This window comes from Streptomyces sp. NPDC107517, assembly GCF_055582645.1.
The window spans coordinates 151,263-166,716 of record NZ_JBVJPM010000014.1 but is presented as its reverse complement, the minus strand read 5'-3'; the positions used below and the strand labels follow the sequence as shown (position 1 = coordinate 166,716).

Genomic DNA, 15,454 nt, shown 5'->3' with positions numbered 1-15,454 from the left:
CCGGCGAGCACTTCGACGACGAGGCGGAGAGGGTGGCCGCGCCTTCCGCCGGTCACGCGCGATCGCACACAGCTATGGGCATACGCTGGTGACATGTCGGCGAAAGCGCACCACGCGACGGTGGAGGATGTGCACACCCTTGCTGCGGGCATGCCTCACGTCACGCTCCAACACGGGCCGCTGGGCAACAAGGTGTACCAGGTCGGCGGCAAGTCGTTCGTCTTCTTCCGCACGCCCCGGCCGGACGCGGTCGATCCTGCGACCGGCGAGCCCTATGCGGACGTGATCATGTTCTGGGTGCCGTCCGAGGTCGACAAACAAGCACTGCTTCAAGACCCTTCGCTGCCGTTCTTCACCACTCCCCACTTCGACGGCCACCCGTCCGTGCTGTTGCGCGCCAGCCGTATCGGTGAACTCACCCGACAGCAGCTGACGGAAACAGTCCAGGACGCCTGGCTGGCGCAGGCCTCGAACCGCAGGCGAACGGCATGGCTCACCGCCCACGGGCTGCCGCTGACCTGAGCACTTGCCCCGCTGAACGGCATCGTTCCGGACGGCTGCCGAGCCGTAGCGCGCTCAGGAAGCCTGATCGCGCCTGCGGTGTACCTGTCCGTGCTCGGACCGTGCGGTCTCCAGGAGCCGGCGCCAGGAGCTGACGGTCGGGCGCCGGCGCAGCAGCGCACGGCGCTCACGCTCCGTCATTCCTCCCCAGACACCGTGCTCGATGCGCTGGTCCAAGGCGTGAGCCAGACACTCGGTCTTCACTGGGCACGTGGTGCAGACCCGCTTGGCGCCGGACTGCGCCGCCCCCTCGGCGAACAGCTCCTCCGGATCCGTCGCCCGGCATGCCGCACGGTCCCACCACGTCTCCTGACTGCCTGCCACTACCCCGCCCCCTCGATTACTGGGATTCTCTTCGCAGTTGGCGGGTGACTGTACGGCACACACCGACGGCGCACACCCCATCACCAGTGGTTGAACAGCGAGTTACGAACCCACGCCCCACCAGCAGGAGTACCTGGTCACCAGTCAGCCAACGAGCGTGCGTCCGTCCACGTTCCCTTCCGGCGGCAGTGCTTCATCACAGACGACGACAGAGTGAGGCCGTTGCGGTCCGTCACCAGGTGAATCCAACCGCCCCGGACGCGGGCATGCCTGAAGGGGCTGCAGGCCCGTGGCCTGCAGCCCCTTCAGTGGCCCGCTTTGCCGTTCCTCGTCCTGGTCACCAGTCGCCGAGTGTGCCGTCGCTCAGCCGCGACACAGGCAAGTAGGCCTGCTCATAAGGGTGCCGGGCAGCAAATGCCTCATCCAGTTCCACGCCCAGCCCCGGAGCGTCCCCCGGGTGCAGGTAGCCGTCGGCATAGGTGTACGCGTGCTGGAACGCCTCCTCTGTCTTCTTCGGGTATCCCATGTATTCCTGGATCGCGAAGTTGTGGGTGGCGAGGCCGACATGAAGTGAGGCGGCAAGGTTGATCGGCGATACGTCGGACGGGCCGTGGGGCGCGGCCTTCACCTGGTAGGTCTCCGCAAGGCTGAAGATCTTCCGGACGTGGGAGATACCGCCGGCGTGCACCACGCAGGTTCGGATGTAGTCGATCAGCCGCTCCGAGATGAGCTGCTGGCAGTCCCAGATCGTGTTGAAGACTTCGCCGATGGCCAGGGGCACTGTGGTGTGGGCGCGCACCTGCCGGAGCAGCGCCTGGTTCTCGGCCGGGGTGACGTCTTCCAGCCAGTACAGGCCGATGTCTTCCAGCTGCCGGCCCAGACGGCCCGCTTCGGTCGGGGTGAGACGGTGGTGCACGTCGTGCAGAAGCTTGAGGTCGGGGCCGACCTTGTCACGCACGGCGGCTAGGACACCGGGGATGTGGCGCATGTACTTGTCGGTGTCCCAGGGCTCCTCGTCGGGGCGGCTGCCGCGTCCGGCGGGCTCGTAGGCACCGCCTGCCGCGACGCCGTACACCTTGCCGATGCCCGGCACCCCGGTCTGCACCCGGATCGCGCGATAGCCGAGCGAGGCCTTCTCGGCCACGGAGTCGAGCAGCGCGGCGGTGTCGGCGCCGGTGGCGTGGGTGTAGGTGAGGACCTTGTCACGCACGGCTCCGCCGAGCAACTGGTAGACGGGCAGGCCTGCTTGCTTGCCCTTGATGTCCCACAGGGCCATGTCGATGGCCCCGATCGAGGCCATGGTGACGGGCCCGCGCCGCCAGTACGCACCACGGTAGAGGTACTGCCATGTGTCCTCGATGCGCTGGGCGTCGCGGCCGATGAGCAGCGGCGCCACGTGGTCGCGCAGGTAGGCGGCGACAGCGAGCTCACGGCCGTTGAGGGTGGCGTCGCCCCAGCCGACGATGCCGTCGTCGGTGGTCAGCTTGAGCGTGACGAAGTTGCGGCCGGGGCTGGAGACGAAGACGTCGGCCCGTGCGATGCGGTTGCTCATGGTGTCAGGCCTCCTGGGACTGCGGTACGCGAAGGGAGCAGCCGCCGTCGGCGAGCAGCACACTGCCGGTCATGTAGTCACCTGCGTCGGAGCACAGCACAGTGATGCTGCGCGCCACTTGTTCGGCGGTCTGGAGGTGACCCAGAGGCACGGAGGTGGCGACGCGTGCGGCGTACTGGGGTTCGGTCTCCAATTGGTGTTTGGCCATTCCCGCCTTGACGATGCCCGGGGCGACGGCGTTGACGAGGATGCCGTGCTCGGCAAGTTCGGCGGCCATGGTGCGGGTCAGCATGCGGATACCGGCCTTGCTGACGGAGTAGGCCGCCACTTCGGGCCAGGGCATTTCCTGGATCCATGATGATGTGAACACGATGCGGCCCGGTCTGCCTCTGGAGACCATGAGACGGGCGGCGGCCTGGCCGAGGTTGAAGCAACCGGTCAGGTTCACGTCGAGGTGGCGCTGCCACTGCTCGGGCGTGATGTCGAGGAAAGGGGCCGAGTCGACGATGCCCGCATTGCCGATGACGATGTCGAGCGGGTCGATGGCGGCGAGCGCCTCGTGGACGCGGGCGGCGTCCCGCACGTCGAGCTGTCGGTAGTCGACCTGGCCGTGGGAGCGCAACTCCTCGAGGAGAGGCGCGACCTCGTCGACAGGGACGACGTCGAGGAGCGTGACGCGCGCGTCGTACGTGAGGAGGGTGCGGGCGATGGCCTGACCGATGTCGCCGGCTCCGCCGGTGACGGCGACGCCGAGCCCTTCGGGGATGTTCATGCGTGGGCCTCGATGGTGAGGGTGTGGTTTTTCGTGAGGGGGAGGTCGGGCGTGCCGTCGGCGGCGCGGCGCGCCGGGCGACCGTCCACAAGGACGCGGCCCCGGTGGGGCTCGAGCAGGGTGAGGGTGCAGCGTGCCGGTGTCAGGACCGCGGGAGATCGCCTGACCATTTCAGCGCGGAACACCCCTTCGTGCACGTCAGCGGTCAGATCGACGGCACCGAAGCGGGTCGGTGGCGTGTCGACCCTGGTCGACGCGCCTTCCTCGAGCAGTGCGGGCACCAGGCGGAGATCGGCGAACCAGTGAGAACTGGTCGGTGTCGGCGGGGTGGAGGGCGAAGACATGCGGAGGGGTCCTATGCGTGCGGTCGAACCGGTCTGACCAGACTCTCCCACGATGCCGCGTCACGTCAAAGAGCGGGAACGGGTGCGTGCTGTCCAAACGTCCACACCCGAACCCCGGCAGCCGCCCCGTCATCGATCGAGAGCCCGGAACCCGCGACCCCCGGGCCCGGTCAGACCGGTCTATCCTCGAAACCGTTGAAGACCCGGGAGGACTGGACGACATGGCAACCGAGCTCACGGCGCCGAACAGCACCAAGCCGCTCTACCCCAACCAGGACGCCGTCCTCGCCGAACTGGAACGCCGCATCCTCAGCGGCATTCTCGCCGTCGGGGACCGACTGCCCGGCGAGCGCACGCTGTGTACCGAGTTCAACGTCAGTCGCGCCGTGATCCGCGAGGTCCTGCGGGGCCTGCAGGAGCGCGGCTACATCGAGATCCACCCCGGCCGCGGCTCCTACGTCCGGGCCGCCGCGAGCAGTGACCTCGCCCGTCCCCTGGCGCGGATGGCCCAGCGCGCCGGCGTCACACCGCGCCACCTGGTCACCGCGCGCACCATGCTGGAATGCGAGGCCGCCGCGATCGCCGCCGAGCAGGGCACGGACGCGCAGATCGACCGGATCCGTACGGCACTCGACGCACATCGGACGGCACGGTCGCTGCGCGCGATGGCCCGTTCCGACCTCACCTTCCACGAGGCGATCGCGCACGCCACGGGCAATCCCGTGATCACCGTGATGTTCGGCTCCATCCGCACGCTCATCTACGGCCTGATGCTGCGCAGCATGAGCGACCGCGAGGTCCTGCGGGTGGGTGACCCTTTGCACGCGGCCATCTACGAGGGCATCGCCCGCCGCGCACCGGAGGAGGCCCGGGCCGCCATGGCCGAGCATCTGCGACTCGCACTCGACTACTACGGATCCGACCTCGACCTTCCGCTCGACGACGTGCTGGCCCGGCGCGGTATCGACATCTCCCGCCTGGACGACGAGCTCGCCTCGAGCTGACCACTCCGCCCGCGCATCGGCCGGCCGCGCCCCCGGAGCGCGTTCCCGGCGCTGCATGCCGCGGACCGTTCAAGATCCGGATCCACGCCGCTCGGGCTCACCGTGCTACGCCTGCCGACCATCACTTGGGCTCACTGCCCTGCGCCTGCGGCCATCGCATGGACCCACCGCCCCGCGCCCGGCGCGGACCCAATCAGGGTGCCAGCAGGTCCAGTTCGGCGAGGGCGGCTGCCGTGACCGCGCGCATCTGCGCCTCCGCACGGGCGGAGTCCCCTGCCCGGACCGCCTCGGCGACGTCCAGATGCAGAGTCACCGTGGCGGGGTCAGGCCGGTCGAACATCACCCGGTGTTCCGTCCGCCCGCTGAGCACTCCGGCCACCATGTCGCCCAGCCGGGCGAACATCTCGTTGCCGGATGCCCGCAACAGCAGCCGGTGGAAGGCGACATCGTGCATCAGATACGCGTCCAGGTCGTCGTCCCGCGAGGTGGAGACCATGCCGTACGCCGACTCCGTGAGTGACGCGCACTGAGCCGGTGTGGCCAGTCGCGCGGCGAGCCCGGCAGCGTCCGGCTCGACCACGTGGCGGAGTCGCGAGAGGGAACGCAACTGGCGGGAGCGCTCAGGGCCTGCGAGCCGCCACCGGATGACGTCCGGATCGAAGACGTTCCACACCTCCGGCGGACATACCGTGCAGCCCAGCCGACGACGGGACTCCACGAGTCCCTTCGAACGCAGCACGTGCACGGCTTCGCGGACGACCGTCCGTGACACCTCGAAGCGCTCCTCCAGCCGGTCGGTCCGCAACACGTCGCCCGGCGCATGCTCTCCTGCCGCGATCTCGCTGCCCAGCGCCTCCAGAACCCGCTCGTGCGGACCGCGGGCGAGTTCCGACCCCGCCGCCCCGCCCACCTGCCCGGCCAACACCGTGCGCCCCACCTCTCCCGCCGTCATGGCGTCAGCTTACGACCCCCAACCGAAGATTTAAGTCGTACTCCTCTACCGAGACTCTTGAATAAGTACTACGTATTCGTTTCACTATGGCTGTCACGCCCGCCATGCACCGAGGGAACCCATGCCCGACAAGCAGGCCACAGCCACCACGCTCCCCACGCCACCCGATCGGCCACAGGTCGCCGCGCGTACCGTCAGAGTGGGCAGAGTCCGCTTTGCGATCCTTGCGATGCTCTTCGTCTGCACTGCCGTCAATTACCTCGACCGCAGCGTCCTCGCTCTGGTCGCCCCCGACATCGCGGACGATCTGCACATCAACCCGCAGGCCATGGGGTGGATCTTCTCGGCCTTCGGATGGACCTACCTCCTCGCGCAGATCCCCGGCGGCCGGCTGATCGACCGGATCGGGCCACGGGTGACGTACGGAGCGGCACTGATCGGCTGGTCCGTGATGACAGCGCTGGCCGCGCTCGCGAAGGGCGCCGGCTTCCTGCTCGTCACGCGGCTCGGTCTCGGACTCTTCGAGGCGCCCGCATTCCCGTCCAACAGCCGCGTCGCCACCTCGTGGTTCCCGCGCCGGGAACGTGGTCTTGCGATCGGCGTCTACACGTCGGGCCAGTACATCGGCCTCGTCGTCGCCACCCCGGCCATCGGATGGCTCACCGAGACGATGGGGTGGCGCCATGTGTTCTGGATCGTCGGGTGCGTCGGCGCCCTCTGGGCCCTGGTGTGGCTGAAGTTCGTACGGGACACGCCCGCCGATCACCCCCACGTCGGTGAGGCGGAGAACGCGCACATCCAGGGCAGTGACGAACCCGCCGCCCCGTCCGCCCCGGCGCCGGCCGAGAACGGGACGCAGGCCGCGGAGACGAAGCCCTCGGGGCAGGTCCGGAAGGATCTGCGGATGCTGCTCGGCAACCGCCGCGTATGGGGCGTGTTCCTCGGCCAGTTCGCAGTCTCCGCGACGATCTACTTCTTCCTGACCTGGTTCCCTTCCTACTTGTCCGACACCCGTGGCATCAGCCTCACCAAGTCGGGCTTCCTCGGCACACTCCCCTACCTGGCGGCGATGATCGGCGTGCTGGTCGGCGGCAGCTGGTCGGACTGGATGGTTCGGCGCGGGGTCTCACCGTCGACCGCCCGCAAGACGCCCATCGTGATCGGCCTTCTGCTCGCGAGCGTCATCGTCACGGCCAACTACGTGAACTCCATGGGCGCCGTCATCGCCATCATGTCCCTGGCGTTCTTCGCGAACGGCCTGGCCTCCTTCTCATGGGTACTGATCAGCGAGATCGCGCCGAGGCGCATCCTCGGTGTCGCCGGCGGGGCCTTCAACGTTTTCGGGAATCTCGCCGGCATCGTCGTCCCGATCGCCATCGGATACCTGGTCGGCGACTCCGGCTCCTTCGCCCCCGCGCTGATTCTCATAGCCGCCATCACCGTCGGAGGCGCGCTGTCCTTCCTGACTCTCGTGGACAAGGTGGAGCGCCTGCCCGGCTGAGTGGCATGGCACGGCATGGGCGGCGGCACTTTCCTGCCCGGCGGCGCCGCCGGGCCGGGACCCAGGAGCAGCAGACCCACACCGCGGTCGGGCCGGACGGGCAGCAGCCCCCACCCCAGAGCGGATGTCGTGGCGGCCTGGTGCGTCCACGGGACGATGGCTGCACACGGGTGTGGCCCTCCTCACCGGGTTCCTCTGCACACGACGCTGGTCTCACCCTTCGATGGTTGTTATCGTTAACACACTTCCAGGGGCACACTCCGTCCCGGAGCCCCCGACCCGCGCTGCCGCGTCAACCTCTCTGGAGAGCCACCATGCCCCGCCCCTACGACCGCAACCCCCGCTACCGCGCAGTCGACGGGACTGTGTCGCGTGGCTGGTCCGCTCCGGCCGCCGCGCTGCCCGCCGGTCCGCTCGTCCTCGCCCTCGACGGGCCGGCCGCCCTGGACTGGGCCGTGGCGGCCCGCGACCTGGGCGCGGCACTGACCGCGCAGGGCCGCGCCGTACATCTCCTCGACCTGCGCGCCCACGAGGCGGACTGGGACACGGTTCTGGAGCGCACCGGCGACGCCCCCGGCGCCCCCCACACCGACCGCTACTACCTGCCGCTGTCCCAGTCCCCGCTCAGCGACCTCTACCGCGAGCTGCCGCAGGCCGAGCGTCCGGTCGACGGCGCGCTGATCGTTTACGGCCCCGGCGCCGCACTCGTCGGGCACGACGTGCTCTGGTACGCCGACCTGCCCAAACGGTACGCGGAAGCGGCGATCGCCGCGGGCGAACTGCCGGTCGGCGTGAACCTCGGCCGTCACCGCGAATCCGGCGACCTGCGCCGCCTGTTCTACGCGGACTGGCCGATGACCGACGCCCACCGCGACGCGCTCGCGCCCCGCGTCGACCGCTGGCTCGACCTCCAGGACCCCTCGGCCCCCGCCTCGATCGACGGCACGGTTCTGCGGTCCACCCTCGCCGAGCTGGCCCACGGTCCGGTCCGCACCCGCCCGTACTTCAACTCCACCCCCTGGGGCGGCCAGTGGGCCGTGCGCGAACTGGGCTTCGAGCCCGAGGGCGGCAACACCGCACTCGGTTACGAGCTGATCGCACCCGAAGCCGGCGTGCTCGTCGGCGACGACGCCGACGCGCAGGTCGAGCTGCCCTTCCAACTCCTGTGCGTCCTGCACCCGGAGGAGTTCCTCGGCCGGGAGGTGCACGATAAATTCGGCACCTCGTTCCCCATCCGCTACGACTACCTGGACACGGTCGAGGGCGGCAACCTGTCGCTCCACCTGCACCCGCGCGAGGAGTACATGCGCGGCCGCTTCGGCTGGCCGTACACCCAGCACGAAACGTACTACGTCACCGCCCACGACGGCGACGACGCCCGCGTCCACCTCGGCCTCCAGCAAGATGCCGACCTCGCGCTGATGCACAAGCAGGTCGAGGCCGCCATCGAGCGCGGCGAGGAGATGGACGTCGAGCGCTTCGTGCAGTCGCACCCCTCCGAGGACGGCCGCCTCTACATGATCCCGGCGGGCACGCCGCACGCGTCCGGCACGGGCAACGTCGTCCTGGAGATCAGCGCCACGCCGTACCTGTACTCCCTGCGCTTTTACGACTGGCTCCGCAAGGATGCCGCCGGCAACTCCCGCCCGCTGCCGTACGAGCACGGCTTCGCCAACCTCGACAGCCGTCGGCAGGGCGCGGACGTGACCCGCGAGCTCATCCAGGACCCGCGCACCCTGCGCGAGGGCACCGGCTGGCGCGAGGAGGTCATCGGGCAGCTCGACGAGATGTTCTACGAGGTCAGGCGCCTGGTCATCGAGCCCGGCTCCGACGGCCCGGACGACGACACCGACGGCAGGTTCCACATTCTCAACGTGTCGGCAGGCGCGGGCGTCGTCATCGAGACGGCCGACGGGCGCACGCACGACCTGGCCTTCGCCGAGACACTGACCGTGCCCGCGGCCGTCGGCGCCTACCGGATCCGGCCACTCGGCGACCGCACCGTACACGTGGTCAAGTCGCTCGTCAGCTGACCCACGCCCGACCCCGTTGGGCGGGGCCAGTGTTCTGCCGATTGCCCCGCCCTTCATGTTAACGATAACCATCACGGACCTCCGCTCGACCGGTCCGCACGTGATCCCCACCCTCCCCCCTTGCCCAGGACAGCGCCTCACCGTCGAGGCGTGGAAAGAGGCAGTGCCATGAGCCGCACCACCATCCCCACCCGGCCACGGGCCGCGGATCCCTCCCGGACCGCGGGCCGTTCCGTGGTCACCATCGCCGTCGTCAGCGCCCTGGGCGGGCTCCTGTTCGGCTACGACACCGGCATCATCTCCGGTGCCCTGCCGACCATCGCCGACGATTTCTCTCTCGGCGACGGCGGCCAGCAGATCGTCACCAGCGCCATCATCGTCGGGGCGATCGTCGGCGCCCTCCTGTCCGGCCGGATCGCCGAACGCCTCGGCCGCCGCAAGGCCGTGCTGTGGGCCGCCGGCATCTTCGGCGTCGGCGCCGCGGCCGCCGCCGTCGCACCGGAGACGTGGACGCTGTGCGCGGCGCGGCTGGTACTGGGCCTGGCCGTCGGCCTCGCCTCGCAGGCCGTCCCGCTGTACGTCGCCGAGATCGCGCCGCCCGCCAAGCGCGGCGGACTCGTCGTTGCCTTCCAGCTCGCCGTCACGCTCGGCATCCTGGCCGCCTACCTCGCGGGCTACGCCCTCGACGAGAGCTGGCGCTGGATGTTCGGCCTCGGCCTGTTGCCCGCCCTCGTCCTCCTCCTGGGCATGGCCGCGCTCCCGGAGAGCCCGCGCTGGCTCTTCACACACCGCGGTCCCGAGGCGGCCCGCGCCGTCCTGGACCGCGTGCGCACGGACTCCGCAGCCGTGGACGCCGAGCTCAGCGAACTCGAACTGGCCTCGCACGAGAAGGGCGAGCGTGGGCTGCGCGCCCTACGTGCCCGCTGGCTGCGCCCGGCTCTGATCGCGGGCATCGGGCTCGCCGTGGCCTCGCAGATCACCGGCATCAACGCGATCATCTACTACGCCCCGACCATCCTCGGCGACTCCGGTTTCGGCCGCTCCTCGGCCATGCTCACGACGGTCGGCGTCGGCGTGGTGAACTTCCTGATGGTGGGGCTCGGTATCTGGCTCGTCGACCGGATCGGCCGCCGCAAGCTCCTGCTCGTGCTGCTCCCGGGCGCGGTCGTCTGCCTCGCCGTGATGGCCGCCGTGTTCATGGGCGGCCATGCCCCGACGGGCGGCGCACGCTGGCTCGTGGTCGTCTGCATCCTCGGTTACATCGCGTGCAACGGCGGCAGCCTCTCGGTGGTGGTCTGGCTCGCGGGACCCGAGATGTTCCCGTGGAAGGTGCGTGCCGTCGCGGTCGGCGTCTCCACGTTCACCGTGTGGTTCGTGGACCTGATCGTGTCGCTGACCACCCTGTCGCTCACCAGTGCTCTCGGCGTCTCGGGCACGTTCTGGCTGTTCACCGTCATGAACCTGCTCGCGTTCCTGTTCACCTTCCGCTACGTGCCCGAGACCCGAGGACGCAGCCTGGAGGAGATCGAGGGCGCCCTGCGCTCGGGCACCTTCCGCGCGATGCGCTGACCGGCCCGGACCTGGATCCTGTACGTAGAAGGAATCGACTGCCATGAACCACACCCCTCGTGCGGCGGGCCCCGCCTGGACCGGGTCGCCGCTGCACCACCGCTGGCTGACCGCCGAGTCCGAACGACTCCTCGCCTTCTTCGAAGGCACGGTCGCCGACGAGCGCGGCGGCTTCTCCTGGCTCCGGGCCGACGGCACCCCCGACCGGGACCGCCCCCAGGACCTGTACGCCTGTGCCCGCCTCGTGCACTGCTTCGCGCTCGCCCACCTGATGGGCCGCCCGGGCGCCCGTGACCTGGCACTGCACGGACTGGCCGCGCTGGCCGGGGCCTTCCACGACGACGAGCACGGCGGCTGGTTCGCCGCGTTGCACCCGGGCGCCACCCCGGCCGACACCACCAAGGCCGGCTACGCGCACGCCTTCGTACTGCTGGCCGGGGCAACCGCCGCGCAGGCCGGACTGCCGGGAGGTCGCGCCCTGCTGGACGAGGCGGCCGCAACGATCGACCGCCACTTCTGGCGCGAGCACGAAGGGGCGGCGCTCGACTCCTACGACCGCACGTGGGCCGCCCCCGAGGACTATCGCGGCCAGAACAGCAACATGCACCTCACGGAGGCGTACCTGGCCGCGGCCGAGGCCACCGGCGAGGCGCGCTTCACCGAACGCGCCCTGCAGATCAGCGAGTTGATCATCCGGAAGCACGGGGCGGCGCACGAATGGCGCGTCCCCGAGCACTTCGACACCGGCTGGCGCCCCGACCTTACGTACAACCGCGCCCACCCCGAGGACCCGTTCCGGCCGTTCGGCTCCCTCGTGGGCCACTGGCTGGAGTGGGCACGGCTGCTCGTCATGGTGCGCACCCAAGTGCCGGGCAAGCGGGCGGCGTGGACGCTGGAGGCGGCGCAGCAGCTGTTCGCGCGCGCCGTGGCCGAAGGCTGGGAGGCCGGGTGCGGAGGCTTCGTCTACAGCGTCGACTTCGCCGGGAAGCCGGTGAACCGGCAGCGCATGCACTGGACGATCGCCGAGGCCGTCGGCGCGGCCGTCTTCCTGTACCGGGCGACCGGCGACTCGACGTACGAGAGTTGGTACCGCACGTTCTGGGACTACGCGGCGCGCGACGTCCTGGACCGCACGGGCGGCAGCTGGTGGCACGAGCTCGACGAACGGGGCCGACCCGCCACCACGACCTGGGACGGCAAGCCCGACCTGTACCACGCGCTGCAGGCCACGCTCTACGCACGCGCCCCGCAGCACCTCGGCCTAGGCGAGGCGGCCCGCCAGGGGGCGATCGCATGCTGACCCCCGTACTGGAGGTCGGTGGCACGCACGTCACCGCGGCGCTCGTCGATCTCGAAAGGGGCACCGTCCACGAGCGGTTCAGGGCGCCGCTGCCCGCGCAGGGCAGCGTCGACGAGATCCTCGGCGCGGTTGCCGCGACGGCCACCCGCCTGGCCGCCCCGGCCGGAGCGCCATGGGGCGTGGCCGTGCCGGGCCCCTTCGACTACGAGGCAGGGATCGGCCTGTTCCAGGGCGTCGGCAAGTTCGACTCCCTGTACGGCGTCGATCTGGGCGCCGAGCTGCAACGACGTCTGTCCCCCGCGCCTTGCGCGCTGCGGTTCCTCAACGACGCGGACGCGTTCGGTATCGGTGAGTACGCCGCCGGCGCCGCGGCCGGGCACGGGCGCGCGCTGTGCATCACCCTGGGCAGCGGCATCGGTTCCGCCTTCACCGACCACGGCGAGCCCGTCAACGAGGGACCTCTCGTCCCTCAGGACGGCAGCGCCCACCTGCTCACCTACGGAGGCCGCCCGCTGGAGGACACCGTCTCACGCCGGGGCATCCGCGCCGCCTACGCCCGCGCCGCGCTCGACGACCCGGACGTCGTACCCGACGTGCGGAGCATCGCGGACCTGGCGCGCAGCGGCGACCCGTACGCGCGCGTGGTCCTCGATCACGCCTTCCGCGCACTCGGCGAGACGCTCGCCCCGTGGATCAGCAGCTTCGAGGCGACAGTGCTCGTGGTGGGGGGCTCGATCGCCGCGTCCTGGGACCTGATCGAGGTGCCGCTGCGCATCGGCCTCGCCGAGGGGCCCGACGTGCCCGGGGCGCGGCGATTGACGGTGCGTACGGCGCTGCGTCCCGAGGATGCGCCACTCCTGGGTGCCGCTTGGTGGGCGCGGCGGCCATCCGTGACGCCGACCATTCGTGAGGTCGGCAGTCCATGACCGGCTCCGACCGGATCTAGGATGAGGGCGCGGGCCGCCGCCCGCCTCGATCGGCGGGCGTGTCCGCGCCCCGGAGACGTGAAGAGAGTGCGAAGCGCAGTGCCCCAGTCCGGCAGTCCGGCCCGTCCAGGGGCCACGCCCCCCACGATGCGGGACGTCGCCGCGCGGGCCCAGGTGAGCGCCATGACGGTCTCCCGGGTCCTCAAGGACGACGAGCGCGTCAGCGCCGCCACACGGGCCAAGGTGCTCACGGCGGTGGAGGAGCTCGGCTACCGGCGCAACGAGGTGGCCCGCAACCTCCGCCTCGGCAAACCCAGCGGCATGATCGGACTGGTCGTCACCAATCTCGCGAACCCCTTCTACTCCCGGCTCGCCCTGGGCGCCGAGCAGGTCGCGGAGGAGCACGGCCTGCGCCTCGTCCTAGGCAACACCGCCGAACAGGTCCAGCGGGAGCGGGAGTTGGTCGAGGACCTGGTGTCGCGGCGAGTGGACGGCATGATCGTCGTCCCGGCCGGCGCCTCTCAACGCCACCTCGCCCCGGAGGTCCTCGGCCCCACCCCGGTCGTCCTCGCGGGCCGCCCGCCAGCCGGCATCGAGGCCGACACCGTGCTCGTCGACGACTTCGGCGGCGCTCACGCGGCCGCTTCCCGGTTGATCGCCGACGGCCACCGCTCCATCGGCTTCGTCGGCAATCCACCCGCCTTGTTCACCGGCGCGGAGCGCTTCCGGGGGTACTGGGCAGCCCACGAGGAAGCCGGGTTGACGCCCCGTGAGGAATGGATCAGCAGGGGCGCCTACGACATCCCGGGGGCCGAGGCCGCGGCGCGCCGGCTCCTCGACCGCACGGACGCGCCGACGGCCCTGTTCTGCACGAACAACCGCATCACTCTGGGCGCCTACCGCGCCGTGCGGGGCCTGCGCAGCGGCACGGCGCTCGCCGCGTTCGACGACTTCGAAATGGCGGACCTGCTGGATGTGCCGGTCACCGTCGTTGCCTACGACGCCGACGAGGTGGGCCGTCGCGCGGCCCGTCTGCTGCTCGACCGTATCGGCGAGAGCCTGGCCTCCCCACACCAGCCGCCCCGCAGGACGGTCGTCCCCACGCAGATCGTGCACCATCCCGGCACCTGACCGCTCACACACCCCACGCCTCATCAGGAGGCGAACTTGCGCCGCTCCCGGGGGACGCTCTCAGCGCGGCGGGCGACTTCTCGGTCTCACAGGTCGTCGATGTGTTGACGTCCTCCCGGCCATAAGGGGCCGGGATTCCTGGGGCAGCGCCCCGCGCTGCCGTGAGGGTTCGGCCGGTCGCCCGGCTTACGGGTTCCTGCTTCACAGACCGGCCAGCGCCGAGGTCTCCACAGGCTGACACGGGCTGCCCGCCCGCGTGTCGGATGTTCTTCGCCGCGTTCACGTCGGCGTTCTCTGCGTGCCCGCAATCTGCGGCTTTACACCGGAAGATCGCTTGGCTCTCGCGATTTCCTTCGGTGATGGAGCCGCAGGCGGAACACCGCTGCGACGTGTACGCGGGATTGACCTTCACCAGCTTGGTGCCCGTGTATCGGGCCTCGTTGGTGAGGGCTAGTTCGAGTCGGTGCCATCCCTTGTCGAGGATGGCCTTGTTGAGGCCGCGCTTCTGCGCCACCTTGGTGCCGGGCTCGGCGAGGGTGCCGGATGCGGAGGCCGTCATGTTGCGGGTCTTGAGGTCTTCGAGGACGACGAGGGCGTTCTTCGCGGTGACCTCGTTGGCGACCTGGGCGCAGAAGTCGCTACGCCGGTCGGTGGCCCGGCCCATGATGCGGTTCATGGCCACGATGGTCTTGCGCCGGTTCGTGCTGCCTTTCTTCGTCCGGGCGAGGCGCTGCTGGAGCCTGCGGTACCGGGTGGTCTCGCCGGCGGTGATGAACGGGCGGTCGTGGAAGTCGCCGTCGGAGGTGACGGCCGCGAACGTGACGCCCCGGTCGATACCCACCGACGTGTTCGCCATGGCGTGCCGTTCGGGCGTGGCGGCCTGGTCGTCCACGAGGAACGACACAAACCAGTGGGCGCCCTTACGGCTGACGGTGGCGGATCGGATCTCACCCCCGAGGGGACGGGACCAGCGGAAGCGGACCCATCCCAGCTTGGGCAGCTTCGCCCGGCCCCACTTGCGGCCCAGCCGCTCGACGGTGATCTGCTTGGCGTCGGGAAAGCGGAACGAGGCAGTCCAGCGCGCCTTCGACCGCCAGCGGACTTTGAACGTTCCGTGGTCTTTACAGGCCCGATCCAGGTCTTTGAGGGTCTGCTGGAGGATGTGCGACGGCGCGGTCTTGAGCCACTCGTGCTCGCGCTTGGCGTCGGCCAGCTGCTTGCACTGTGGCGCATAGTTCATCCACCCACCGCGGCGCCGGTACTGGCGACGCTGGTCGAGACCGGTGTTCCACACGGCCCGGCAAATGTTCCCGAACTCCTCGCACATCTCCTCCTGCGAGGGATCGAGCGCGAGACGATAACGACGACCGGACAGCATGACAACACCCCCTCAAAACAACGAAGTTGATCAACACTAACATCATCAATGCAGGTCAGAACAGCTTTCGAGCCCTGATACTGCGGCGCTCCGCGCCGCCACTCCCA

Annotated in this window: 14 protein-coding genes; 8 read left to right on the top strand and 6 right to left on the bottom strand. The window is 70.1% G+C overall.

Translation table 11 applies throughout. The features are described 5' to 3' along the window. Window positions 1-93 precede the first annotated feature (93 nt). Window positions 94-522: an MmcQ/YjbR family DNA-binding protein gene (locus tag ACZ67T_RS29200; protein ID WP_469987985.1), complete on the top strand. Its 429-nt coding sequence runs from the start codon at window positions 94-96 to the stop codon at window positions 520-522. 54 nt (window positions 523-576) lie between these two features. Here the strand turns inward: ACZ67T_RS29200 and ACZ67T_RS29195 are convergent, their stop codons facing one another. From ACZ67T_RS29195 to ACZ67T_RS29180, 4 genes are all read right to left on the bottom strand, one after another. Beyond that, a complete protein-coding gene (locus tag ACZ67T_RS29195; protein WP_469987984.1) occupies window positions 577-885 on the bottom strand; it encodes a WhiB family transcriptional regulator in 309 nt (102 codons plus the stop codon). Between the two features lie 337 nt (window positions 886-1,222). Further along, entirely contained in the window at window positions 1,223-2,437 is a 1,215-nt protein-coding gene (manD, locus tag ACZ67T_RS29190; RefSeq protein WP_469987983.1) for a D-mannonate dehydratase ManD, read from the bottom strand. A 4-nt stretch (window positions 2,438-2,441) separates the two neighbouring features. Continuing rightward, on the bottom strand, window positions 2,442-3,209 hold the full coding sequence (locus tag ACZ67T_RS29185; RefSeq protein ID WP_469987982.1) for an SDR family NAD(P)-dependent oxidoreductase: 768 nt from the start codon (window positions 3,207-3,209) through the stop codon (window positions 2,442-2,444). Next, a complete protein-coding gene (locus tag ACZ67T_RS29180) occupies window positions 3,206-3,553 on the bottom strand; it encodes a hypothetical protein (protein ID WP_469987981.1) in 348 nt (115 codons plus the stop codon). Before ACZ67T_RS29180 ends, ACZ67T_RS29185 begins: the two co-directional genes overlap by 4 nt. Before the next feature lie 221 nt (window positions 3,554-3,774). Between ACZ67T_RS29180 and ACZ67T_RS29175 the strand changes: the two genes are divergently transcribed. After that, the gene (locus ACZ67T_RS29175; protein WP_469987980.1) at window positions 3,775-4,557 is read left to right on the top strand and encodes a FadR/GntR family transcriptional regulator; all 783 of its coding nucleotides are present in this window, start codon (window positions 3,775-3,777) and stop codon (window positions 4,555-4,557) included. 193 nt (window positions 4,558-4,750) lie between these two features. Here the strand turns inward: ACZ67T_RS29175 and ACZ67T_RS29170 are convergent, their stop codons facing one another. Next, a complete protein-coding gene (locus ACZ67T_RS29170; protein WP_469987979.1) occupies window positions 4,751-5,509 on the bottom strand; it encodes a FadR/GntR family transcriptional regulator in 759 nt (252 codons plus the stop codon). A gap of 229 nt (window positions 5,510-5,738) precedes the next feature. Between ACZ67T_RS29170 and ACZ67T_RS29165 the strand changes: the two genes are divergently transcribed. The 6 genes from ACZ67T_RS29165 to ACZ67T_RS29140 all read left to right on the top strand — a co-directional run bounded on the left by ACZ67T_RS29165 (window position 5,739) and on the right by ACZ67T_RS29140 (window position 13,969). Then, on the top strand, window positions 5,739-7,010 hold the full coding sequence (locus ACZ67T_RS29165; RefSeq protein WP_469987978.1) for an MFS transporter: 1,272 nt from the start codon (window positions 5,739-5,741) through the stop codon (window positions 7,008-7,010). Window positions 7,011-7,324: 314 nt separating this feature from the next. After that, complete coding sequence (locus tag ACZ67T_RS29160) at window positions 7,325-9,043, top strand: class I mannose-6-phosphate isomerase (protein WP_469987977.1); 1,719 nt, start codon at window positions 7,325-7,327, stop codon at window positions 9,041-9,043. A gap of 168 nt (window positions 9,044-9,211) precedes the next feature. Continuing rightward, complete coding sequence (locus tag ACZ67T_RS29155) at window positions 9,212-10,612, top strand: sugar porter family MFS transporter (RefSeq protein ID WP_469987976.1); 1,401 nt, start codon at window positions 9,212-9,214, stop codon at window positions 10,610-10,612. A gap of 43 nt (window positions 10,613-10,655) precedes the next feature. Further along, window positions 10,656-11,912 (top strand): AGE family epimerase/isomerase, encoded by a 1,257-nt coding sequence (locus tag ACZ67T_RS29150; protein ID WP_469987975.1) that lies wholly within the window; start codon window positions 10,656-10,658, stop codon window positions 11,910-11,912. Beyond that, window positions 11,906-12,838 (top strand): ROK family protein, encoded by a 933-nt coding sequence (locus ACZ67T_RS29145; protein ID WP_469987974.1) that lies wholly within the window; start codon window positions 11,906-11,908, stop codon window positions 12,836-12,838. The genes ACZ67T_RS29150 and ACZ67T_RS29145 overlap by 7 nt, the downstream gene beginning before the upstream one ends. A gap of 147 nt (window positions 12,839-12,985) precedes the next feature. After that, window positions 12,986-13,969: a LacI family DNA-binding transcriptional regulator gene (locus ACZ67T_RS29140; protein WP_469987973.1), complete on the top strand. Its 984-nt coding sequence runs from the start codon at window positions 12,986-12,988 to the stop codon at window positions 13,967-13,969. A gap of 4 nt (window positions 13,970-13,973) precedes the next feature. Here ACZ67T_RS29140 and ACZ67T_RS29135 read toward each other — a convergent pair whose 3' ends face one another. Continuing rightward, complete coding sequence (locus tag ACZ67T_RS29135) at window positions 13,974-15,347, bottom strand: RNA-guided endonuclease InsQ/TnpB family protein (RefSeq protein ID WP_469987972.1); 1,374 nt, start codon at window positions 15,345-15,347, stop codon at window positions 13,974-13,976. Window positions 15,348-15,454: the final 107 nt, after the last annotated feature.